Source organism: Paractinoplanes atraurantiacus, assembly GCF_900215205.1.
Classification (GTDB): Bacteria; Actinomycetota; Actinomycetes; order Mycobacteriales; family Micromonosporaceae; genus Actinoplanes; species Actinoplanes atraurantiacus.
The window spans coordinates 31,099-52,172 of record NZ_OBDY01000041.1 but is presented as its reverse complement, the minus strand read 5'-3'; the positions used below and the strand labels follow the sequence as shown (position 1 = coordinate 52,172).

The following is a 21,074-nucleotide window of genomic DNA, read 5'->3' as shown; positions in this document are numbered from 1 at the left end:
TTCACACCGTAGGGCAGACCGGTTGTAAACTGCAAGCGGTTCCGCGAAAGGACGTACCACATGGCCGGCGATCACCGCTCCGGGTGCCCCATCAACCTCTCCCTGGAGGTCCTCGGCGACAAGTGGTCCCTGCTGATCATCCGAGACATGATGTTCGGCAACCGCCGCCACTTCCGCGCCCTTCTGACCGAGTCGGAGGAGGGCATAGCCACCAACATCCTGGCCGACCGCCTGGCCCGCCTCACCGAGCAAGGGATGATCACCTCAGCCCCCGACCCCGCACACAAGCAGCGCATCCTCCTGAGCCTCACCGAGCCCGCCATCCAGCTGGTCCCCGTCCTGGCCCACCTGGGCGCCTGGGGCCGCCGCCACCTCCCGGTGACCCCCGAGCTGGCCGTCCGGGCCGAGCTCCTGGAGCGCGGCGGCCAGCCTTTGTGGGACGACTTCATGAACGAGCTCCGCGAGCTGCACCTGGGCATCCCCCGCCCACCCGGCACCCCGTCCGTCCTGACCGCCCTGACGGAGGCCTACCTGGCCGAGGTGGGCCGCCCCCAGACCCCTTGATCGTCTACTGTGTCCGCGTGTCTTTCCAAGATCACCGGCTTCTCGCTCTGGTGGCGGTGGCGCTTCTCGCCGGCTGCACGGCAGCTCCGGCCGCCGAGCCCGCGGCGTCCTCCCCGGCCGTGGCGCCGTCGCCGTCGCCCACTCAGCTGCCACCCGCGGACGCGGTGAAGACCGCGCTGGGGCGCCTGGCCGCGTCGACGTACACCTACACGGTCAGCGGCGACTACTGGGCGGGCCAGAAATACCGCGCCTCGGGCGCCCACGACCCCAAGGGCCGCAAGGACAGCCGTACGTTCACCATCTCCGGCGGCGACGACGCGAAGACCCGCAAGGTGATCGTCATCGGCGACGACAGCTACGAGAACCGCAACGGCAACTCGTTCTGGATGCACGCCGATCTCACCCGCTTGAAGCCGGACAGCCCCTACCGCTACGCCGACCCGGCGGATCCGGGCGGCCTCGCCCGTTTCACCGCGGCCATCCACAATTTCCGCCGGCTGAGCCCGACCCTGTACGAGGGTGCCGCCCGCTTGGAGCCCACCCCGTCCGGGATCACGTACCTGCCTCTGGGCGCTCCCGTCTTCCGCTTCAAGCAGGCGCCGCCGTACGTCTCCTACAACGTGACCACCGACGCCCGAGGCGACATCGCGTCCATCCGGGTCGTCTTCACCGGCGACAACGGCGGAACCATCGTCCTGACCACGACCTACAGCAAAATCGGCCAGCCCGTCCAGATCACCAAGCCGTCCCCGGTGCGGGAGCTGAGCCGGCTGTTCTCCTAGCTGTCGTTTCCGTCCAAGACGGCGACCGCGGCCGGGATCTAGCGTGAGCGCATGCGAAAAATCGTCTACACCGGTTTCATGTCGCTCGACGGCGTTGTCGACTCGCCCGGCGGGCCGTCCGAGGGGCACCGCGCCGGCGGCTGGGTGTTCAAGGACCTCGAGTTCGTGCCGGAAGCCTGGTCGCTCAAGGGTGAGGAGCTCGCCGACACGACGGCTCTCATGTTCGGCCGCCGCAGCTACGAGGCGTTCGCTCCGGTCTGGCCCGGCTCCGAGGACCACGTCCACTACAAAGAGCTTCCCAAGTACGTCGTCTCGTCCACCCTCTCCGACGACGCGCTGATCGACGGCTGGGGCCCGATCACGATCCTGCGCTCGACCGAGGACGTGGCCGCGCTCAGGGAGACCGACGGCGGCGCCATCTTCATCCACGGCAGCGCCGACCTGGCCCGCCGCCTGTCCGACGCCGGCCTGATCGACCAGTACAACCTGCTCGTCTTCCCCGTCCTGCTCGGCGCCGGCAAGAGCCTGTTCGGCCGGGCCGACCGCGACAAGCACATGCTGGCCCTGCGTGAGTCGGAGAGCTACGCCAACGGCATCCTCAAGCTGGTCTACGACGTCAAACGCTGACCCAGGTCCAGCCCGATCGCGCCGCCCGCACCCTCGCGCAGTTGTTTGACGGTCCGCCCGACGTACAGCCGAAGCGCCCGAGCCAGATGTGGCTCGTCGAAGTAGTCGAGCTTGGCCACCACGTCCCCGGCCGTCCCGCCGCCGGCCAGCAGCTCCGCCGCCGTCCGGGCCCGCTCGATCTGCCGCACGGCCCCGCGCGTCAGCCCGGTCGCGGCACGGAACCGCCGCTCGACGGTCCGTCCCGACACGTCGGGGCGGTCCCCGCGAAGCACTCCGGCCACGAGCGGATCCCGAACCACGGTCCCGGCCCGCACCAGCCGCGCCACCAGCGCTTCGGCGTCGTCGACCCCGGGCGTCTCCCACCGCACCCCGTCGAGCCGGAACGTCCGCCGCCCGGTGTCGGGCAACTCGACACCGGCGTCGACCAGCTCCGGCGTCGGCAGCACCCGCAGCGACGTGCCCACCGCGAACTCGATGCCGGTGAAGGTGGCCCCCTCCGGCACCGGCGCCGTACTGGTCCGCGTCTCGGGCCCGGTGACGCTGGCGTACGCCCGGCCGTCCTGCTCCCAGAACACGAGCCCCCACCGCACCCCGGCCACGGCCGTCATCGCCTCGACGCGCTCACTGGTACACGTCCACACCGCATCGACCCACGGCGAATCCGACCCTCGCGTAGCGAACCGCAGCTCCACGCGCGAAGAATACGCCCCGCTCGGCGGGCTTTCCACGCCGTAGATCGGGAGCCATGATGGATCCTCAGCCGACAAGACCGGCGCCGGGATTCCCGCTGCCGGCGGCTTGGAGGAGCGATCGCGTGCAGCTGGGATCTCTGGCCGAGCTCGTGTCGGCGTTCGGCGCGGTGGCGGCGCTGCTGGCGGTCGGCGTCGCGGCCCGGGCGGCGGTCAACAGGCAGCAGACACAGCAGCTGACCCGGCTCGATGATGCGGAAAGCCGGCGAGGGGCCGACGCACACCAGCGGGACCCGGTCGACTGGGACGAAGCGTTCGCCGCGGGCGAGCTGATCCGCGCGACCACGTTTCGCGACACCGTACCGAACGGGGATGACGCGACCAGCGCTGCCTGGGCCCTCCATCGAGCGCTCAGGCGGCCCGCAGCCGCCGGGGACGGCTGACGATGGGCAAGGTGTTCGATGCTGTCGAGGCGTATCGGGCCGCCTTCGGCTATCGGGACATCGCGGCCGAGGTCGATGTGCTGTGTGACTGGTTCGCGCGGCATCACGGTGGCTCGCCGGGCGCGGTGCTGGAGGTGGCCGCCGGGCCCGCTGATCACGCGCTCGAGTTCGCTCGGCGCGGCGCTTCGGTGACCGCTCTCGACCTCTCCCCCGCCATGTGTGCTGTTGCCGGGGATCGTGCGCGGGAGGCCGGTCTGCGGGTCGATGTCGTTCAGGGCGACATGACCGCCTTCCGTCTGGGGCGGCGGTTCGATCTGGTGCTGCTTCTGCTCGACTCGGCCTCGCTGCTGCTGACCGAGGAGGCGATGGCCGCTCTCCTCCACCGGGCCGCCGAGCATCTCGCACCGGGTGGGCTGCTCGTGGCCGACCTCGCCGTGCGCGGGGACGGGCCGCGGCCGGACTGGACCGTCGGTGACGTACGGACCCGGTGGGGCTCGCCGCAGGACGCCTACGATCCCGTCACCGGCGTCGAGCAGGTGCGCGTGCGGATCAGCGTCGGCGCGGAGCTCGTGGTCGACGAGATCGTTCCGGCCCGGGCGTGGAGCTCGGACGACCTGGTGCGGCTGGGCCCTCTCGAGCTGGTGGGGCGCTACAGCTCGATGGCCGGCGGCGCGGGGCGGGACGTTCCCGTGCTGCGCCGCCGGCCATGAGAGGGGCTATTCGGCCAGCGGCCAGCCGCCCGCGGCCAGGTGGGCCGAGACGCGGACGATGTCCTCCGGGGTGGCGGCCTGGAGGACCTCGTCGTTGATCATGGCTTCGATGTCGTCGGCGGTGATGGGGTCGCCGCCTGTCGTCTCGGACTGGGCGGCCAGGTCGGCCGCGATCTTGCGGACCTCGTCCTCGGTCAGCGTGCGGCGCAGCAGGCCCAGCAGGGCCACGTAGTCCTGCCTCGGTACACCCGTGGGATATCCGGCCCGCAACCAGTCGATGGCGCGGATCAGGAAATTCTGGCGGGAGTCGGTCATCACTTGTCCACGATCGTCGGGAAGATGTGGTCGAAGCTGATCGTCTTGCCGAAGCCGCTCGCCACGATGAACGTGATACCCAGCAGCACGCCGAGGATAACGATCGCGAACAGCACGTAGCCCAGGACCGTGCCGAACTGGTTCGGGCGGGCGTGCGAGTCCTCCGCCTCGCCGCCCGCGCCCCAGGCCAGCGAGCGGATGCCGAGCGCGAACAGGGCGGGCAGCCCGGCGCCCAGCACCAGGCCGGCGGCCAGGACCTTCCAGGCGCCCTCGAGGGCGAATCCCAGGTTGCTCATCGGTCAGACCCCCGTCTTGGCCGGCTCGCGGGTGTCTTCGGCCGAAGACGCGTCCCACTCGTCGTTCACGTTGTTGTGGTCGATCGGCGTCTGCCGCGAGCGCAGGTACATGGCGCCGGCCGCGGCCAGCAGCAGCACGAAGATCACGATGGCGCCGGTGAGGCCGCCGATCACGTCGCTGACCCACCACATCAGGGCGCCCACGACGGCGGCCGAGGGCAAGGTGATCATCCAGGCCGCGACCATGCGGCCGGCCACCCGCCAGCGGACCTGGGCGCCGGGCTTGCCGACGCCCGAGCCGAGGATGGAGCCGGTGGCGACGTGCGTGGTGGAGAGCGCGAAGCCCAGGTGGCTGGAGGCGAGGATGACCGCCGCCGAGGACGATTCCGCGGCCAGGCCCTGCGGAGGGGCGATCTCGACCAGACCCTTTCCGAGGGTACGGATGATGCGCCATCCGCCGAGGTACGTGCCGAGCGCGATGGCCAGCGCACACGACGCCTTCACCCAGAACGGGATGTTCTTGGTGTCCGTCCAGTCGCCGGCGGCGATCAGCGCGAGCGTGATGATGCCCATCGTCTTCTGCGCGTCGTTGGTGCCGTGCGCGAGCGAGACGAGGGAGGCGCTGCCGATCTGGCCCCAGCGGAAGCCGTTGTCGGTGAAACGCTGGGCGACCCCGATGGTGAACTTGTAGATCAGCCAGGTGCCGACGGCGGCCACGGCGCCCGCGATGACCGGGGACAGCACGGCCGGCAGGAGCACTTTGCCGACGACCCCGTCGAGCTTGGAGCCGTCGCCGTTCCAGTTGACCCCGGCCCAGCCGAGGCCGGCGATGGTGGCGCCGATGAGGCCGCCGAACAGCGCGTGCGACGAGCTTGAGGGCAGGCCGAGGAGCCAGGTGAACAGGTTCCAGATGATGCCGCCGATCAGGCCGGCCAGGATGATCAGCAGGAGTGCCTCGCCGCCGTCGGCGGTGAGCGACTCCTTGGGCGTACCGTCCGAATTCTGGATCTTGACAACGGCGTTGCTGACGGTGAGCGCTACCTCGACGGAGAGGAAGGCACCGATCAGGTTGAGGATGCCCGAGAGGGCAACGGCGACCTTCGGCCGCAACGCTTTGGTGGCGATGGACGTGGCCATCGCGTTGGCGGTGTCGTGGAACCCGTTGGTGAAATCGAACCCGAGGGCGGTCACCACCACCAGCACCAGAATGACCGTTGACTCTGTCACGAAGCCAGATTCACCCGCGCCGCGCCCGCGCGGAAGGTTCAGGTGATCAGCATCTAAATGTTGCGTCCTCGTTAACCTGCCGTACACCTGGAATTTCGAGGACGAAAACGTTCGACCCGGCCGGGCAATACCGCCCGGCCGGGTCGAGCGCAACTTGTCAGGGTGTGGGCTGAAGCACGACGGTCGCCGTGCCGGTCTGAGCCGGGTCGCCGGTGTCGGTGTACGACGCCACGAAGACCGCGGTCAGGTTGGAGGCGCCGGCGTGACCGGCGTCCAGGAACGTGGTGATCGAGCCGGTGCAGCCGGACGCCGTCGACAGCGGGTGTCCGTGCTGGTCGTGGCCGAGGACGTAGGTCACCGTCACCCGGGCGCAGTCGACCGGCTGGTCGTCGGTCACCTGGACCTGGAAGTTCACCGTGTCGCCGAACTGGAACGGCTGGCCCGCCTGCGGGCTGGTGAACGAGACCTTCGGGGCCGCCGTGCCGACCGGCAGGATCACCTCGGCCGAGGAGGACCGGCCGGTGCTGTCGGTGACCTTCAGGGTCGGGCGGTAGTTGCCGTTCGCCGTGAAGGTGAACGACGGGTTCGGCGAGCGCGAGTCGACCCGGTTGTCGTTGTCCAGGTACCACTCGTACCGCAGGGCGTCGCCGTCCGGGTCGTTCGTGCCGGCGCTGGAGAACTGGACCGTCAGCGGCGCCTCACCCGAGGTGGGCGTCGCGGCGACCTTGGCGATCGGCGTGCGGTTGCCGCGCACGTAGTCGAACCGGGAGAGCTGGGCGTCGGGGTTCTCCGCGAAGTAGCCGTCGCCGTACTCGAGGACGTAGAGCGCGCCCTCCGGGCCGAACTCGAGGTCCATCGGGTTGTCGAAGACGAGGTCGGGCAGGACCGACTCGACCTTCGTGACCTGGTTGCGGCGGTCGAGCGTGAGCGCCTTGACCCAGTCGCGGGTCCACTCGGCGAACAGCGGCTTGCCGTCGAACGCCTCGGGCCACTTGGTCTGCGAGCGCAGGCGCCGGTCGTAGTCGTACGCCGGGCCGCCCATCGGGCCGATGCCGCCGGTGCCGAGCTCGGGGAAGGCCGGGGTGACGCCGTACGAGTAAGCGATCTCCGCCTTCTCGACCGGCGGCAGGTTGCGCAGGCCGGTGTTGTTGGGCGACTCGTTGACCGGCTTGGCGCAGTTGAACGGCGCGCCCGAGACGCCGGTGGCGAAGTCGTAGTCCACGTACGGCTTGTCGGCGTCGGCGCAGTACGGCCAGCCGTAGTTGGCCGGCTTGTCGATCGCCAGCCAGCGGCCCTGTCCGGCCGGGCCCCGAGCGGGGTTGGCGTTCTGCGCGTCCGGCGAGTAGTCGCCGAGGTAGATCACGTCAGTGTCGGGGTCGATGGTGAAGCGGAACGGGTTCCGCAGGCCCATCGCGTAGATCTCGGGCTTGGTCTTGGCCGTGCCCGGCTTGAACAGGTTGCCCTTGGGGATCGTGTAGCCGCCGCTCTTGCCGACCTTGATCCGGAGCACCTTGCCGCGCAGGTCGTTGGTGTTGGCCGCGCTGCGCTGGGCGTCGAAGACCGGGTTGCGGTTGGCCCGCTCGTCGATCGGCGCGTAGCCGTCGGAGGAGAACGGGTTGGAGTCGTCACCGGTCGACAGGTACAGGTTGCCCTTGCTGTCGAAGTCGATCTTGCCACCGACGTGGCAGCACTGGCCGCGGTCGACCGGCACCTGCAGGATCTTCTGCTCGGTGTTCAGACGCAGCGTGCTGCCCTCGAGCTTGAAGCGCGACAGCTGGAGGTGGCCCTTGAACCTGGCGAAGTCGGCCGCGGTGCCCTCGGTCGGCGCGTCACCCTCGTTGACCTGGGGCGTCGTCGGGTCGTCCATCGGCGTGTTCAGCACGGGCGAGTAGTAGACGTACACCCACTTGTTGTGCTTGAAGTCGGGGTCGATCGCGATGCCCTGCACACCCTCCTCGTCGTGGAGGTAGACGGGGATGGTCGCGGCGAGCACGTTGCGCCCGGTGGCCGGCTCGTGAATGCGCACCTGCCCGGTGCGTGCCGTGTGCAGCACGCGCTTGTCCGGCAGGACGGCGATGGCGATCGGCTCACCCGGGAAGTCGTTGAGGGTGACCTTCTGGAAGTCGGAGGAGTGCGGCAGCGGCTGGGCCGGCTGCGACGGATGGGCCACGGCGGCGCCGGGCGCCACCAGGACAGCGGCGCTGATCGCGCCGAGGACGGACAACTTACGAATCATCAGAACCTCAATCCGGCGAGGTAGTCGTAACCGCGCTCGGCGGTCACGAGGGCCTGCTCGGGCGTACGCGGCGGAGAGCCGGCGTCGTCACGCTCCACGATGTATTCGATGAGTCCTGCTTCCTTCGAGTGGTCGAAGATGCGGCCGAAGTCGATGAGCCCGTCGCCGGGGTCGGCGAAGCTCGCGTTCACGTCGAGGTCCTTGACGTGAACCTGCTTGATGCGGCCGCGGTTCTCCTTGATGAGGTCGACCGGGTCGTGCGCGCCCCGGAAGGCCCAGTAGAGGTCGACCTCGAAGTGCACCAGGCGCGGGTCGGTCTCGCCGAACAGGATGTCCATGCCGGTCCGGCTGGTCCCGTTCTGGCGGAAGAACTCGGCGTGGTGGTTGTGGTAGCCGAACTGGAGCCCGGCCTTGCGGGCGAGCGCGCCCGCCTTGTTCAGGTCGGCCGCGAACGCCTTGTAGACGGCGGCGTCGCGGATCGGGCCGTTGGCGCCCTGCCCGAAGAACGGGTGGACGATGAACTTGTTGCCGACGATGGCCGCGTCCTCGAGGGCACGCTTCCAGGTGTCGGCGTTCCACGGCTGCGGGATGCCGACGTGGCCCGAGGTGGCCCGGATGCCGGCCTTGTCGAGGGCGGCCCGGAACTGCGCCGCGGTGCGGTTGACGAAGCCGGCGTGCTCGACCCTCGTGTAGCCGATCTCGGCGAGCTCGGCCAGGCTCGCGTCGAGGTCGATCGCGAGCTGGTTGCGCAGTGTGTAGAGCTGCACGCTGATCTGGTCACGCGGAACGCGGCTGAGGTGGCCCCCATGGGAGCCGCCCGCGTGAGCGGCCCCGGGAACGGCGATGGTGGCAGCGGCACCGGCCGCCGCAGCGGCGCCGAGGAGTTGACGACGGTTCAGTGACTGCGGCATTGCGATCTCCCTATCGAACGACGTCGTTCGATAGGTTACCGATCTGTTTCGTCCAAAGTGAAGCTAAGTTTCTTCAGATCAAGCAAAAGTTCTCGCTGTCCGGACAAAACATCGTTTAGATGCGGCTGTCAGTGTCGACACGGGACAGCGCATCGACGAGGATGCCCAACCCCTCCCGCGCCTCGGCCTCGGTGAGGGTCAGCGCCGGCCCCATCCGCAGCACGTTGCCGTAGAGACCGCCCTTGCCGACCAGCAGCCCACCGGCCCGGCATTCGTCGAAGACGCGCACCGTGGCCGCCGGGTCGGGCTCGGTCGTTCCCGGATGGACGATCTCGACGCCGATCATCAGGCCCTTGCCGCGCACCTCCCCCACGATCGGCAGGTCCAGCCCGCGCAGGCCGTCGAGCAGGATCGCGCCGACCCGGGCCGCGTTGCCCTGCAGGTCGCGGTCGAGCACGTAGTCGAGGACGGCGTTGCCGGCCGCCGCCGAGACCGGGTTGCCGCCGAAGGTGGAGAAGCTGATGGCCGGCACCGCGTTCATCACCTCGGCCCGCCCGACGACGCCGCCGAGCGCGAACCCGTTGCCGATGCCCTTGGCGAAGGTGATCAGGTCCGGGGTGACGCCGTGCGCCTGATAGCCCCAGAAGTGCTCACCGGTGCGGCCCCACCCGGTCTGCACCTCGTCCGCGATCAGCAGGATCCCGGTCTCCGAGAGGACTTTGTGGTACGCGCCGAGCAACCCGTCCGGCCCGGCCACGAACCCGCCGACGCCCTGCACCGGCTCGGCGATCAGAGCGGCCACGTCGCCCGCGGTGACCGTGGCCAGAACCTCGCGCAGGTCGTCCACGGCCGCGTCCAGGACGGCGGCGTCGTCCAGGCCGGCCATCCGCCCGCGCAGCCGGTCACCCGAGGCCAGCCACGAGACGTTGAGCGGGGTGAGCGCGCTGGACGACCAGCTGCGGTGCCCGGTGATCGCCATGGTGGCGAAGGTCCGCCCATGGTAGCTGTTCTTGATGGCCAGGATCTGGTTGGAGCGCCGCAGGTTGGTGGCCATCAGCAGCGCGGTCTCGTTGGCCTCGGTCCCCGAGTTGGTGAAGAAGACCCGCGCGTCGGGGATGCCGGACACCCGCGCGATCTTCTCGGCCAGCTCGACCTGCTGCTTGATCAGATAAAGGGTCGAGGTGTGTACGACCCCAGTGGCGAGCTGGCGCTGAACAGCCTCGTTGATCTCGGGAATGTCGTACCCGATCATCGTGGTCAGCACCCCGCCGAAGAAGTCCAGGTAGGTGCGCCCGTCGCCGCCCGTGACACGGCGTCCCGACCCGCTGACGATTTCGAGGGCGTCATCGCCGTAGTAGGTCGGCATCCAGCTCGGCAGCACCGCTTTGTGGCGGGCCAGCAGATCGTCGCTCATGGTCGCTCCTTCAGAGGCGGTTGTCAGGGGTGGGCATGGCAGAGAGCGGGCGCGGGCGGGGTCATCGCCAGCCGCGCGGGTGTGGGCGGGTTCGGGGGCCGCTGCCGCGGCTGTCGAGCAGGGCGGCGGCGGCGAGGGCGTCGGCCAGGTCGTCGACCTCGGTGGGGACCAGGCCGGCGGTGACGCGGACGTGGTCGGAGGGCAGGGGTGTCACGCAGAAGGGCGCGCCGGGGGCGACCGCGATGCCGTGCGCGGCCAGCGCGACCATCGCCATCTGCTGGTCGTCGACCGCCATCCACAGGTTGATCCCGTCGTCGGCGGTGGCAGTCACCCCGCGGGCGTGCAGGGCCGCGAGCAGGGCCGCGCGGCGGGTCGCGTACATCTCGCGGGCGTCGGAGACCTGAGCCGCGGCCGCGGGGTCGGTCAACAGGTCGAGCAGGACGGCCTGGAGCAGCCGCGACGACCAGCCCGGCCCCAGCAGACGGCGGTCGGCCACGGCCGAGATGACCGGGGCCGGCCCGCCGACCGCGGCCAGGCGCAGATCGGGGCCGTGCGACTTGGAGAAGCTGGCCACGTGCACGGTCTGCGGCGTCGCCAGACTGACCGGTGGCGCCGAGGCGATGTCCCCCGCGTGATCGTCCTCGACCACCAGCACGTCCGGATAGGACTCGATGATCTTCGCCAGCGCCGAGGCGCGGGCCGCGGTCATGCTCACGCCGGTCGGGTTGTGCGCCCGCGGTTGCAGGAACACGGCGACAACCGGATGGGACGCCAGCGCGGCCGCCAACCCCTCGGGCGACATGCCGGATTTGTCGACCGGCACCCCGATCACCGTCGCGCCGACCGTCTGGAGCAGGTCGAGCAGCGGCGGAAAGGCCGGGTTCTCGACCACGACGTGATCACCGAAGCGCACGGATACGCCGATCACGCGGTCGAGCGCGTCGAGGGCGCCGTCCACAACCGTCAACGACGAGGGCGCGAAGGGCCACCGGGCACGCAACACCTCCTCCAGCCCGGGCAGCACGGGCGCGTCGAGATAGCTCGACGTCAGCCGCCCGTCCCCGATCCGCTTCAGCGCGTCCGTGAGGTCCGGCAGCAGGTCGTGGTCGGGCACGCCGGTCGACAAGTCTTGGGCGACCGCCCCCACCGCGCCCATCTGCGAATACCGAAGACGTTGGCGCGACGAGACAGTCGCGACGAACGTCCCCGACCGTCCGCGCGTCTGCAGAACACCCGCCCGCGTCAGACTCCGCCACGCCTCGCTGACGGTCGTCGGACTGACGCCGAGCTGCCGCGCGACGTCACGAACCGTCGGCAGTCGCGTGCCCGCCGGCAGCGTTCCGGCCGTGATCATCCGGCTGATGGCCGCAGCTATCCCCCGGGCGCTGCGATCGTCCACAGCGTCCACTATTAGCCCGATCAAATTACCTCTCAGAAACATTCCGTTACGTACGGGCAATTGTTCGCATGAATCTGTGTCGTTAGTGTCCTACGGCATCCGGCCGCTTCACACAAGCCCTAGCGCAGGGGCTATGACGGGGAGTAGACACACGATCACAGGCCTGTTTCGGCCGTGTGAACGCTCATAAAGATCAATTGAGAGGGGCAGCAGTCATGTCCGACGTCGTTCGCGCCGCCCTCGTCCAGACCAATTGGACGGGCGACAAGGAATCGATGATCAAGGCCCACGAGGACTATGCCCGCGACGCCGCCGCACAGGGCGCCAAGGTGATCTGCTTCCAGGAGCTCTTCTACGGGCCGTACTTCTGCCAGGTGCAGGACGCCGCCTACTACGAGTACGCCGAGTCGATCCCCGGCCCGACCACCGAGCGCTTCCAGGCCCTCGCCGCCGAGCTCGGCATGGTCATGGTCCTGCCCATGTACGAGAAGGAGCAGGAGGGCGTCCTCTACAACACCGCCGCCGTCGTCGACGCCGACGGCTCGTACCTCGGCAAGTACCGCAAGCACCACATCCCCCAGGTGAAGGGCTTCTGGGAGAAGTTCTACTTCCGTCCCGGCAACCTCGGCTACCCGGTCTTCGACACCGCGGTCGGCAAGGTCGGCGTCTACATCTGCTACGACCGGCACTTCCCCGAGGGCTGGCGTGAGCTGGGCCTGGGCGGCGCGCAGATCGTCTTCAACCCGTCGGCCACCAGCCGCGGCCTGTCCAGCTATCTCTGGCAGCTGGAGCAGCCGGCCAGCGCGGTCGCCAACGAGTACTACATCGGCGCCATCAACCGGGTCGGCATCGAGGATCTGGGCGACGACGACTTCTACGGCCAGAGCTATTTCGTGGACCCCGAGGGCAAGTTCGTGGGCGAGGTGGGCGACACCCACAACCCCGAGTTGATCGTACGGGACCTCGACCTCGGCCTGATCAAGACGGTGCGCGAGCGCTGGCAGTTCTACCGGGACCGCCGGCCGGAGAGCTACACCCGGACGGTGGAGCTGTGAGCACGCTGATCAAGGGTGGCACCGTCATCGGTACCACCGGCCCGTACGCCGCGGATGTGTTGATCGAAGGCGAGACGATCGCCGCGATCTTCGCTCCCGGCCGCGCGCCCGAGGGTCCGGAGATCATCGACGCCACCGGGAAATACGTCATCCCGGGCGCGATCGACGCGCACACCCACATGCAGATGCCGTTCGGCGGCACCGAGGCCAGCGACACCTTCGACACCGGCACGAAGGCGGCCGCGATCGGCGGCACCACCACGATCATCGACTTCGCCATTCAGCGGTACGGCGAGGTCGTGCAGGACGGCCTCGCCGCCTGGCACGCCAAGACGGCCGGCACCTGCCACATCGACTACGGCTTCCACATGATCGTCGGTGGGGTCGACGACGAGTCGCTCAAGGCCATGGACCAGCTCGTCACCAGCGAGGGCATCACCAGCTTCAAGCTGTTCATGGCGTACCCCGGCGTCTTCTACTCCGACGACGGGCAGATCCTGCGGGCCATGCAGAAGGCCCGCGACAACGGCGCTCTGATCATGATGCACGCCGAGAACGGGCCGGCCATCGACGTCCTCGTCAAGCAGGCCCTGGAACGCGGCGAGACCGACCCGATCCATCACGGCATCACCCGGCCGCAGGAGCTGGAGGCCGAGGCCACCAGCCGGGCCATCTGGCTGGCCAGCGTGGCCGCCGACTGCCCGCTCTACATCGTGCACCTGAGCGCCTCGAAAGCTCTGGAGCAGGTGAAGGCCGCCCGCGACCTGGGCCGCAACGTCTTCGCCGAGACCTGCCCGCAATATCTGTACCTGACCCTGGAGGACCAGCTCGGCGCGCCCGGCTTCGACGGCGCCAAGTGGGTCTGCTCCACTCCCCTGCGCAGCAAGCACGAGAGTCACCGGGCCGACCTGTGGCAGGGTCTGCGCACCAACGACCTCTCCGTGGTCTCGACCGACCACTGCCCCTTCTGCATGAAGGATCAGAAGGAGATGGGGCTGGGCGACTTCTCGAAGATCCCGAACGGGATCGGCAGCGTCGAGCACCGCGTCGACCTGCTCTACCAGGGTGTCGTGGACGGCAAGCTGTCGCTGGCCCGCTGGGTGGAGACGATCGCCACCACACCGGCCCGGATGTTCGGCATGTATCCGCGCAAGGGCATCATCGCGCCCGGCTCGGACGCCGACATCGTGCTGTACGACCCGAACGGGCGCACCCGGATCAGCGTCGATACCCACCACATGAACATGGATTATTCGGCCTGGGAGGGCTGGGAGATCGACGGCCGGGTCGACACCGTGTTGTCCCGCGGCGAGGTCATCTCCCGCAATGGTGAGTACACGGGCCGCGCCGGCCGCGGCAAGTACGTTCCCCGCGCGCTCTCCGACTACCTGGTCTGAAAGGAGCCCGCATGGACATTGGAGTGGTACTCCAGAACAACCCGCCGGCCATGCAGGTGGTCGAGCTGGCCAAGCAGGCCGAGGCGGCCGGCTTCAGTCACGTGTGGACGTTCGACTCGCACGTGCTGTGGCAGGAGCCGTTCGTCGTCTACTCGAAGATCCTCGACGAGACCGAGCGGGTGATCGTCGGCCCGATGGTCACCAACCCGGGCACCCGCGACTGGACGGTCCTGGCGTCGCTGTTCGCGACCCTCAACGAGATGTACGGCAACCGCACGATCTGCGGCATCGGCCGGGGCGACTCGGCCCTGCGGGTGCTCGGCGCCCAGCCGCAGACGCTCGGGCAGCTGCGCGAGGCGGTGCAGGTGATCCGCGGCCTGGCCAGCGGGGAGAAGGTGATGCTGCGCGGCCAGGAGCAGCAGCTGGCCTGGGCTCCCGACAGCAAGCTCGACGTCTGGGTCGCCGCCTACGGGCCCAAGGCTCTGGCCCTGACCGGTGAGGTCGGCGACGGCTACATCCTCCAGCTGGCCGACCCCGACATCGCGGCCTGGATGATCGGCGCGGTTCGCCGCGCGGCCGAGGCGGCCGGGCGGGACCCGATGGCCATCAAATTCTGTGTGGCGGCACCGGCGTACGTCGGAAACGATCTTGAACATCAGCGGGAGCAGACCCGGTGGTTCGGCGGAATGGTCGGCAACCACGTGGCCGACATCGTCGCCCGCTACGGCTCGGACGGCACGGTGCCGCAGGTCCTCACCGACTACATCAAGGGCCGCGAGGGCTACGACTACGCCGAGCACGGGCGGGCCGGCAACACGCACACCACGTTCGTGCCCGACGAGATCGTCGACCGGTTCTGCATCCTGGGCCCGGTCGAGCAGCACCTCAAGCGCCTCGAGGAGCTGCGCGCCCTGGGCGTCGACCAGTTCGCGGTCTATCTCCAGCACGACGCCAAAGAGGAGACCTTGCGGGCGTACGGCGATCACATCATCCCGGCGATCTCGTGAGGAAGCTTCTGTACGCCGTCGTGGGGCTCGTGGTCGCCGTCGCGCTCTGGGAGGGCTACAAGGCCGTCGGAAACCCCGACGGGACAGTGCTTTTCGGCGTACGGGTCCTCCCGCGGGCCGACGACCTGTCCATGCCCCACCTGTGGACCGTCCTCGAACGGCTCGGCCGCCCGGAGCTCACGGGCGGCCGGCCGGTCTGGATCGTGGTGGTGCGGGCGTGCCTGTTCACGCTCGGCATCACCGCGGTCGGCTTCGTCATCGGGGCGGTGGTCGGGCTGCTCCTGGCGGTCGTGATGGAGCGGTTCCGGATCGTCGAGCGCGGCCTGCTGCCGTACGTCATCCTCAGCCAGACCGTGCCCCTCGTCGCGCTCGCACCGCTGGTCGCCGGCTGGGGCGGCACGATCATGCCGGCCTGGGCGGTGGTGTCGCTGATCGCCGCCTACCTGGCGTTCTTCCCGGTGGCCGTCGGCATGCTGCGCGGCCTGCAGTCGCCGTCGGCGAGCGGCGTCGAGCTGATGCGCAGCTACGCCGCCGGCTGGTGGCGCACCCTGGTCAAGCTGCGCTTCCCGTCGTCGCTGCCCTACCTGTTCCCGGCCCTGCGCCTGGCCGGGGCGGCCGCGGTGGTCGGCGCGGTGGTCGGCGAGATCTCCACCGGTACCCGGGGCGGCGTCGGCCGCCTGATCATCGAATACTCGCGCGAGGCCACCTCGGACCCCGCGAAGGTCTACACCGCGATGCTCGGCGCCGCCCTGCTCGGCCTCGTCGTCGCCGGTCTCGTCAGCCTGCTGGAGCTGCCGCTGATGCGGCACCGCCGGCACGTGGAGGTGGTGACACTATGAGCGCGGTTGTTGTTTCTTCCGTGACGAAAACCTTCAACATCGGTCGTACGGACGAGGTCACCGCACTGTCCGAAGTCGACCTGACGGTCGGCGACGGCGAGTTCGTGTCGCTCATCGGCCCGTCCGGCTGCGGCAAGAGCACCCTGCTGCGGCTGATCGCCGACCTCATCGAGCCGTCCACCGGCACGGTCACCGTCGCCGGCAAGGGTGCCGGACAGGCCCGCAAGGAGCAGGCGTACGGGATCGCCTTCCAGCAGGCCGGGCTCTTCGAGTGGCGGACCGTGCTGCGCAACGTCGAGCTTCCCCTGGAACTGCGCGGCATGGGCAAAGCGGAACGCAAGGCCCGGGCCGAGGAGATGCTCACGCTGGTCGGGCTCGAGGATTTCGGCGGGCACTATCCGGCCCAGCTCTCCGGCGGCATGCAGCAGCGGGTGGCGATCGCGCGGGCCCTGGCCGTACAACCGCCTCTGCTTCTCATGGACGAGCCCTTCGGCGCCCTCGACGAGATGACCCGCGAACGCCTGCAGTCGGAGCTGCTCGGCATCTGCGCCAAGACCGGCACCAGCACGGTCTTCGTCACCCACTCCATCTCGGAGGCGGTCTTCCTCTCCGACCGGGTCGTCGTCATGTCGGCCCGCCCCGGCCGGATCACGGCGTCGGTCACGGTCGACCTGCCCAGCCGCGACGACGCGGGCCGCCAGTCACCACCGTTCTTCGACAAGATCACCGAGGTCAGGCAGGCCCTGCGCGGCACACCCTTGAAGACCGTGTCATGAAGTGGGCCCGCAGCATTCTCCCGCCCGTCGTCGTCGGCGTCCTGGCGATCGTGGCGTGGGAGCTGACGGTGTCGCTGGGCCGGGTCGCGCCGTTCATCCTGCCCGCACCGTCGGCCATCTGGCGCGAGCTGGTCGCCCAGCGGCAGAACGTGTGGGAGGCCGCCCTGGCCAGCGGCACGAACGCGCTGATCGGCCTGGCCGCCGGCGCCGTGCTGGGCGTGCTGGCGGCCATGGTGGCCAGCCGCTTCAAACCCTTGACCGAGGTCTCCATCCCGTTCGCGGCCGTGCTCAACGCACTGCCGATCATCGCCCTGGCCCCGATCCTCAACAACATGTTCGAGTCGACGAGCAGCATCCCGCGCCGGCTCGTCACCGCCATCATCGTGTTCTTCCCGGTCTTCGTGAACACGCTGCGCGGCCTGCGCGAGGTGGACCCGATCCACCGGGAGCTCATGCACACGTACGCCGCCAGCGGTTGGACTTTCGCCCGCAAGGTCCGCCTGCCCGGCGCCCTCCCCTACGTCTTCACCGGCCTGCGCCAGGCGTCGTCGCTGGCCGTCATCGCCGCCGTGGTCGCCGAGTACTTCGGCGGCTTGCAGACCGGCCTGGGCTCACGGATCACCAGCGCGGCGGCCTTCACCGCGTACCCCCGAGCTTGGGCCTTCGTGGTCGGCGCCTGCCTGCTGGGCCTCGTCTTCTACCTGACCACGCTCCTGCTGGAACGCCTGACCATGCCCTGGCGAACCCGCCTCATCGCCTGACCGACCGCCGCCGCACGCAGAACGCGCCGCACAACGAAGAATGCCGCACCCGCCGCACGCAGACCGCCGCCGCCCGCAGACCGCGCCGTACGACAAAACAAGCCGCAACTTCCGCACGCAGACCGCGCCATACGCCGAAGCAAGCCGCACCCGCCGCACCTAGCGCGCCCCGCACGCTGGCCGCGGCGTACGACAAAACACCCCGGAACCGCCAAACCAGGGCCCGCCCTCCCAGGGGGACCCCCATCCAACAGAGCCATCCTCCCGCAATCCACGAAATCCCGCGGAAGGCCTGTGGATAACCGACACGCGAAACGCCAACTTCGGAGGTATCCATGCGACGAATTCGGATATTTACAGCGATAGCCACCGCGACTGCCCTGCTGGCAGCCGGCTGCGGGACGGCCGACGACTCGGCGACCCCCGCGCCCGGCGGCAGCGGCGGCGCCCTGACCCCCATCAAGCTTCAGCTGCAGTGGTTCTACCAGGCCCAGTTCGGCGGCTACATCGCCGCCGTCGACCAGGGCTTCTACAAGGAGCAGGGCCTCGACGTCCAACTGCTCGAAGGCGGCGTCGACATCGTTCCCCAGACCGTTCTCGCCCAGGGCAAGGCCGACTACGCCGTCGCCTGGGTGCCCAAGGCTCTCGCCTCCCGCGAGCAGGGCGCCGGCATCACCGACGTCGGGCAGATCTTCGGGCGCTCCGGCACCTATCAGGTCGTCTGGAAGGACTCCGGCATCAAGACCGCGGCCGACCTCAAGGGCAAGAAGGTCGGCAACTGGGGCTTCGGCAACGAGTACGAGCTGTTCGCCGGCATGACCAAGGCCGGGCTCGACCCGGGCAAGGACGTCACCCTCGTGCAGCAGCAGTTCGACATGCAGGCGCTGCTCAAGAAGGAGATCGACGCCGCTCAGGCGATGAGCTACAACGAGTACGCCCAGCTGCTCGAGGCCAAGAATCCGCAGACCGGCAAGCTGTACACCGCCGACGACTTCTCGATCATCGACTGGAAATCGGAGGGCTCGTCGATGCTCCAGGACGCCGTCTGGGCGAACACGGAGAAGCTCAACGACCCGGCGTACCAGCAGCAGACCGTGAAGTTTCTGACCGCCACCATCAAGGGCTGGGCGTTCTGCCGGGACAACGCCGAGAAGTGCCGCGATCTGGTCGTGGCCAAGGGTTCGAAACTCGGCAAGAGCCACCAGCTGTGGCAGATGAACGAGACCAACAAGCTGATCTGGCCGGCCGCCGGCGGCATCGGCGTCATCGACGACGCCGCCTGGAAGCAGACCGTGGACATCTCGATGACCACCAAGAACCAGACCGGCGACACCGTGCTCACCAAGGCGCCGGAGGGCCTGGCGTACACCAACGACTACATCAACCAGGCGATCACCGCGGCCAAGGCGGCCGGCGTGGACGTCAACGGCACGTCGTTCCAGCCGGCCACCGTGACCCTCACCGAGGGCGGCGCATAACTACTCAGTGATCAGCCGAGCCGCCAGGGCGACCGAGGTCAGGTCTCTCTGGCGCAGCTTCTCCGCCGCGGAAGTCTCGCCCAGGTTCTCCAGGCGGTGCGCGGACGAGTCGACCAGCTGCTCGTCGCCGGCCAGCAGCCGCTTGGCGATGCGGGCCTGGGCCGGGCTCAGGTCGGCGTACGCGCACTGGTCGAGCGCGGTGATGGTCTCGGCGTCGAGCGTGCCGGCGATGGCCCGCTCGGTGACGACCTTGAGCAGCCAGGTCGGCCACCAGCCGTACTTGCCGACGGCCAGGCCGGAGCGCACGGCCATCTCGGGCCGCTGCCCGGCGCGCAGCAGCCGCAGGGCCAGCGCCGAGTCGAACTGCTCGAGCCGCAGCGCGTGCACGAAGACCTTCATCAGGGCCTGGGTGCCGACCACCGGCTCGATCTCCGCCGCGGCCTCGGCGAAACGACCTTGCAAGGCATGGACCAGGGCGTACGCCTCGGTGGTGCCGGCGTCGCCGGTGGAGCGCTCGTTGAGACGCTCGACCGTCGCCACCAGCCGCTCGGTGCCTTTCGTGGCCCGTTCGGCGAGCTCTTCGCTGGCCGGCTTGTTGAGGTGGCGCACCACCACCTCGGCCGCGATCTCGGCCTCCCGGCGCAGCAGCGGCGAGGCGATCTTCGGCGTGATCGCGTCGGAGAGCCCCTCCGCCGCGGTCGCGGCGTCAAAACGCTCGGACACTTCCTGGAACTGCCCCCACCACGAGGCGGGATGTCCGACGGTCACAACCCCCGTGCTCACGATCGTCCCTCCGTGTAGACCGCCGGGCTCAGCATCCCGGCCTTCACCAATGTGCGGCTCATCGGCCGGGTCAGCTCGGCCAGGCGTCCGCACGCGTCGTTGCCGATCGCGTCGTACGCCGGCTGGGCCAGCCGGTCGGTGACCGCCTCCACTTCCGCGCGGAGCACACGGCCCGCCTCGGTGAGTACGTCAGAGTTTTCGTCCAGCAGGCCCCTCGTTCTTAGGGCATCGGCCGCACCGGCCCAGTGATCCCGGCCCCATCCGCGACTCAGGCGCAGGAAGCGCTCGTCCATCTCGCCCGAGGCGACGTGCAGCACCAGCGCCTCGAGGCCGCTGATCCCGGCCGCCAGCAGCGCCGCCACGTGCCCGTCGCCGCGGAACTCGCGCAGCAGCATCTGCGCGTGCCAGAGCACCAGATGCGGCTCGCCGGGCCAGTCCAGGCCGAGATGGGCGGCGAACAGCGGGCGCCCCTGCGGCCACCCGGCCGCCGCCTCGGCCGCCCGCCGGGCCAGCGCGGCCGCCTCGGCCATCTCGGGCGAGGCGAGGGTCTCGGCGCCGAGCCCACGGGTCAGCGCCGCGCCGGCCGCGTCGAGCCGGGCCCGCACCATGGCGGCGGGATCGGTCTTGTCCCACACCGCCGGCAGGGCGCGCGCGACCAGCGCGGGGTTGAAGTTGTAGAAGGTGGCCGTGACCAGCTCGGGGCCGGTGGGGCCGAAGACGGCGCCGCGGGCGGCGAAATAGCCGTCGATCGGGCCGACACCGAGCTCGGCGTACCGTTCGGGGGCCTCGGGAACGAAATAGATCATGGCGTGGATCGGCTCGGTCACGCGCCACGCCCGCCGTTGCGGCGTCTCGGTCACTGGTCGGTCCCCATTCCTGGTAGCTCGGCCGGGTCGGACGGTTCGATGGCGGCGGCCGAGTGCGGCGGCGGCGGGAGCGAGGCCTCGGTGGACCAGGCGCCGGACTTGCGGACCGCCGGGCGGGTCACCATGTGCACCGGCAGCGGCGGCGGGGTGAACGGCCCGGCGCCCCAGCGGACCCAGATCGCTTCCCGCCCGGCCGCCGCCTCGGCCAGCAGCTTGTCCACCGTGCGGGGCCGGTCGAGGCGGTCGACCTCGATCGCGACGGGCGCCGCCGACGGGCGGGCGCAGGCCACGTCCAGCACCGAGTTGCCCTTCAACGGCGGCGGCAGCGGGAAGACGCTGGGCGCCCGCCGGTAGACCCGCCATCCGGCCGACGACGCCCATTGCACGATCGCCTCGATGATCCGGGCCGTCGCCTGGTCGGTGCTCAGGTCGGTGAAGCGCAGATCGGCGAGCCGAGCCTGCAAGGAACGCGCGGTGTCCATCGCCGTACATTAAGCCC

Annotated in this window: 23 protein-coding genes; 12 read left to right on the top strand and 11 right to left on the bottom strand. The window is 69.6% G+C overall.

The window, feature by feature from the left end:
* The first annotated feature begins 60 nt into the window (after window positions 1–60).
* Genes CRP55_RS47530 through CRP55_RS47520 form a run of 3 tightly spaced genes read left to right on the top strand, consistent with a single transcriptional unit; the run spans window position 61 to window position 1,973 of the window.
* Entirely contained in the window at window positions 61–564 is a 504-nt protein-coding gene (locus tag CRP55_RS47530) for a winged helix-turn-helix transcriptional regulator (RefSeq protein ID WP_097328703.1), read from the top strand.
* A gap of 17 nt (window positions 565–581) precedes the next feature.
* The gene (locus CRP55_RS47525) at window positions 582–1,346 is read left to right on the top strand and encodes a hypothetical protein (RefSeq protein ID WP_143235440.1); all 765 of its coding nucleotides are present in this window, start codon (window positions 582–584) and stop codon (window positions 1,344–1,346) included.
* Window positions 1,347–1,397: 51 nt separating this feature from the next.
* The gene (locus CRP55_RS47520) at window positions 1,398–1,973 is read left to right on the top strand and encodes a dihydrofolate reductase family protein (RefSeq protein WP_097328701.1); all 576 of its coding nucleotides are present in this window, start codon (window positions 1,398–1,400) and stop codon (window positions 1,971–1,973) included.
* Here CRP55_RS47520 and CRP55_RS47515 read toward each other — a convergent pair.
* A complete protein-coding gene (locus CRP55_RS47515; RefSeq protein WP_097328700.1) occupies window positions 1,955–2,665 on the bottom strand; it encodes a helix-turn-helix domain-containing protein in 711 nt (236 codons plus the stop codon). The two genes, CRP55_RS47520 and CRP55_RS47515, sit on opposite strands and share 19 nt — an antisense overlap.
* 122 nt (window positions 2,666–2,787) lie before the next feature.
* On the opposite strand from CRP55_RS47515, the gene CRP55_RS47510 reads away from it, so the two are divergent.
* The gene (locus tag CRP55_RS47510) at window positions 2,788–3,105 is read left to right on the top strand and encodes a hypothetical protein (protein WP_097328699.1); all 318 of its coding nucleotides are present in this window, start codon (window positions 2,788–2,790) and stop codon (window positions 3,103–3,105) included.
* Between the two features lie 11 nt (window positions 3,106–3,116).
* Complete coding sequence (locus CRP55_RS47505; protein ID WP_179855669.1) at window positions 3,117–3,815, top strand: class I SAM-dependent methyltransferase; 699 nt, start codon at window positions 3,117–3,119, stop codon at window positions 3,813–3,815.
* A 6-nt stretch (window positions 3,816–3,821) separates the two neighbouring features.
* Here the strand turns inward: CRP55_RS47505 and CRP55_RS47500 are convergent, their stop codons facing one another.
* The 7 genes from CRP55_RS47500 to CRP55_RS47470 form a co-directional block, all read right to left on the bottom strand.
* Window positions 3,822–4,130, bottom strand: a complete 309-nt coding sequence (locus CRP55_RS47500) for a DUF3349 domain-containing protein (RefSeq protein ID WP_097328697.1) — start codon at window positions 4,128–4,130, stop codon at window positions 3,822–3,824.
* Window positions 4,130–4,426: a hypothetical protein gene (locus CRP55_RS47495; protein WP_097328696.1), complete on the bottom strand. Its 297-nt coding sequence runs from the start codon at window positions 4,424–4,426 to the stop codon at window positions 4,130–4,132. Before CRP55_RS47495 ends, CRP55_RS47500 begins: the two co-directional genes overlap by 1 nt.
* Before the next feature lie 3 nt (window positions 4,427–4,429).
* A complete protein-coding gene (locus CRP55_RS47490) occupies window positions 4,430–5,653 on the bottom strand; it encodes an inorganic phosphate transporter (RefSeq protein WP_097328695.1) in 1,224 nt (407 codons plus the stop codon).
* A gap of 157 nt (window positions 5,654–5,810) precedes the next feature.
* The gene (locus tag CRP55_RS47485) at window positions 5,811–7,889 is read right to left on the bottom strand and encodes a PQQ-dependent sugar dehydrogenase (protein ID WP_097328694.1); all 2,079 of its coding nucleotides are present in this window, start codon (window positions 7,887–7,889) and stop codon (window positions 5,811–5,813) included.
* Window positions 7,889–8,800, bottom strand: a complete 912-nt coding sequence (locus tag CRP55_RS47480) for a sugar phosphate isomerase/epimerase family protein (protein ID WP_097328693.1) — start codon at window positions 8,798–8,800, stop codon at window positions 7,889–7,891. Before CRP55_RS47480 ends, CRP55_RS47485 begins: the two co-directional genes overlap by 1 nt.
* A gap of 115 nt (window positions 8,801–8,915) precedes the next feature.
* A complete protein-coding gene (locus CRP55_RS47475) occupies window positions 8,916–10,214 on the bottom strand; it encodes an aspartate aminotransferase family protein (RefSeq protein ID WP_097328692.1) in 1,299 nt (432 codons plus the stop codon).
* 61 nt (window positions 10,215–10,275) lie between these two features.
* The gene (locus CRP55_RS47470; protein WP_342751625.1) at window positions 10,276–11,613 is read right to left on the bottom strand and encodes an aminotransferase-like domain-containing protein; all 1,338 of its coding nucleotides are present in this window, start codon (window positions 11,611–11,613) and stop codon (window positions 10,276–10,278) included.
* Between the two features lie 215 nt (window positions 11,614–11,828).
* Between CRP55_RS47470 and CRP55_RS47465 the strand changes: the two genes are divergently transcribed.
* From CRP55_RS47465 to CRP55_RS47435, 7 genes are all read left to right on the top strand, one after another.
* Window positions 11,829–12,668: a nitrilase-related carbon-nitrogen hydrolase gene (locus tag CRP55_RS47465; protein ID WP_097328690.1), complete on the top strand. Its 840-nt coding sequence runs from the start codon at window positions 11,829–11,831 to the stop codon at window positions 12,666–12,668.
* Window positions 12,665–14,065 (top strand): dihydropyrimidinase, encoded by a 1,401-nt coding sequence (hydA, locus tag CRP55_RS47460; RefSeq protein WP_097328689.1) that lies wholly within the window; start codon window positions 12,665–12,667, stop codon window positions 14,063–14,065. Before CRP55_RS47465 ends, hydA begins: the two co-directional genes overlap by 4 nt.
* 11 nt (window positions 14,066–14,076) lie before the next feature.
* The gene (locus CRP55_RS47455; RefSeq protein ID WP_097328688.1) at window positions 14,077–15,072 is read left to right on the top strand and encodes a TIGR03842 family LLM class F420-dependent oxidoreductase; all 996 of its coding nucleotides are present in this window, start codon (window positions 14,077–14,079) and stop codon (window positions 15,070–15,072) included.
* Complete coding sequence (locus CRP55_RS47450) at window positions 15,069–15,911, top strand: ABC transporter permease (protein ID WP_245923891.1); 843 nt, start codon at window positions 15,069–15,071, stop codon at window positions 15,909–15,911. The genes CRP55_RS47455 and CRP55_RS47450 overlap by 4 nt, the downstream gene beginning before the upstream one ends.
* 20 nt (window positions 15,912–15,931) lie before the next feature.
* Window positions 15,932–16,687 carry an ABC transporter ATP-binding protein gene (locus tag CRP55_RS47445; protein WP_245923889.1) on the top strand — a complete coding sequence of 252 codons (756 nt, stop codon included), beginning with the start codon at window positions 15,932–15,934 and terminating at the stop codon, window positions 16,685–16,687.
* Complete coding sequence (locus CRP55_RS47440) at window positions 16,684–17,448, top strand: ABC transporter permease (protein WP_097328686.1); 765 nt, start codon at window positions 16,684–16,686, stop codon at window positions 17,446–17,448. The genes CRP55_RS47445 and CRP55_RS47440 overlap by 4 nt, the downstream gene beginning before the upstream one ends.
* 335 nt (window positions 17,449–17,783) lie before the next feature.
* The gene (locus CRP55_RS47435; RefSeq protein WP_097328685.1) at window positions 17,784–18,926 is read left to right on the top strand and encodes an ABC transporter substrate-binding protein; all 1,143 of its coding nucleotides are present in this window, start codon (window positions 17,784–17,786) and stop codon (window positions 18,924–18,926) included.
* On the opposite strand, the gene CRP55_RS47430 is transcribed toward CRP55_RS47435, so the two are convergent.
* The 3 genes from CRP55_RS47430 to CRP55_RS47420 are packed head-to-tail and all read right to left on the bottom strand — an operon-like array spanning window position 18,927 to window position 21,057.
* Window positions 18,927–19,709, bottom strand: coding sequence for a hypothetical protein (locus CRP55_RS47430; protein WP_245923887.1), 783 nt, complete (start codon window positions 19,707–19,709; stop codon window positions 18,927–18,929).
* Window positions 19,706–20,569 (bottom strand): SCO6745 family protein, encoded by an 864-nt coding sequence (locus CRP55_RS47425; protein ID WP_097328683.1) that lies wholly within the window; start codon window positions 20,567–20,569, stop codon window positions 19,706–19,708. Before CRP55_RS47425 ends, CRP55_RS47430 begins: the two co-directional genes overlap by 4 nt.
* A complete protein-coding gene (locus CRP55_RS47420) occupies window positions 20,566–21,057 on the bottom strand; it encodes a hypothetical protein (RefSeq protein WP_097328682.1) in 492 nt (163 codons plus the stop codon). The genes CRP55_RS47425 and CRP55_RS47420 overlap by 4 nt, the downstream gene beginning before the upstream one ends.
* Window positions 21,058–21,074 lie beyond the last annotated feature (17 nt).

Bases quoted from the DNA above. Each gene is read 5' to 3' on its own strand.
- CRP55_RS47530 (WP_097328703.1), top strand. From the start codon at position 61: ATGGCCGGCGATCACCGCTCCGGGTGCCCCATCAACCTCTCCCTGGAG.
- CRP55_RS47520 (WP_097328701.1), top strand. From the start codon at position 1,398: ATGCGAAAAATCGTCTACACCGGTTTCATGTCGCTCGACGGCGTTGTC.
- CRP55_RS47500 (WP_097328697.1), bottom strand. From the start codon at position 4,130: ATGACCGACTCCCGCCAGAATTTCCTGATCCGCGCCATCGACTGGTTG.
- CRP55_RS47495 (WP_097328696.1), bottom strand. From the start codon at position 4,426: ATGAGCAACCTGGGATTCGCCCTCGAGGGCGCCTGGAAGGTCCTGGCC.
- CRP55_RS47485 (WP_097328694.1), bottom strand. From the start codon at position 7,889: ATGATTCGTAAGTTGTCCGTCCTCGGCGCGATCAGCGCCGCTGTCCTG.
- CRP55_RS47480 (WP_097328693.1), bottom strand. From the start codon at position 8,800: ATGCCGCAGTCACTGAACCGTCGTCAACTCCTCGGCGCCGCTGCGGCG.
- CRP55_RS47475 (WP_097328692.1), bottom strand. From the start codon at position 10,214: ATGAGCGACGATCTGCTGGCCCGCCACAAAGCGGTGCTGCCGAGCTGG.
- CRP55_RS47465 (WP_097328690.1), top strand. From the start codon at position 11,829: ATGTCCGACGTCGTTCGCGCCGCCCTCGTCCAGACCAATTGGACGGGC.
- CRP55_RS47455 (WP_097328688.1), top strand. From the start codon at position 14,077: ATGGACATTGGAGTGGTACTCCAGAACAACCCGCCGGCCATGCAGGTG.
- CRP55_RS47440 (WP_097328686.1), top strand. From the start codon at position 16,684: ATGAAGTGGGCCCGCAGCATTCTCCCGCCCGTCGTCGTCGGCGTCCTG.
- CRP55_RS47435 (WP_097328685.1), top strand. From the start codon at position 17,784: ATGCGACGAATTCGGATATTTACAGCGATAGCCACCGCGACTGCCCTG.
- CRP55_RS47420 (WP_097328682.1), bottom strand. From the start codon at position 21,057: ATGGACACCGCGCGTTCCTTGCAGGCTCGGCTCGCCGATCTGCGCTTC.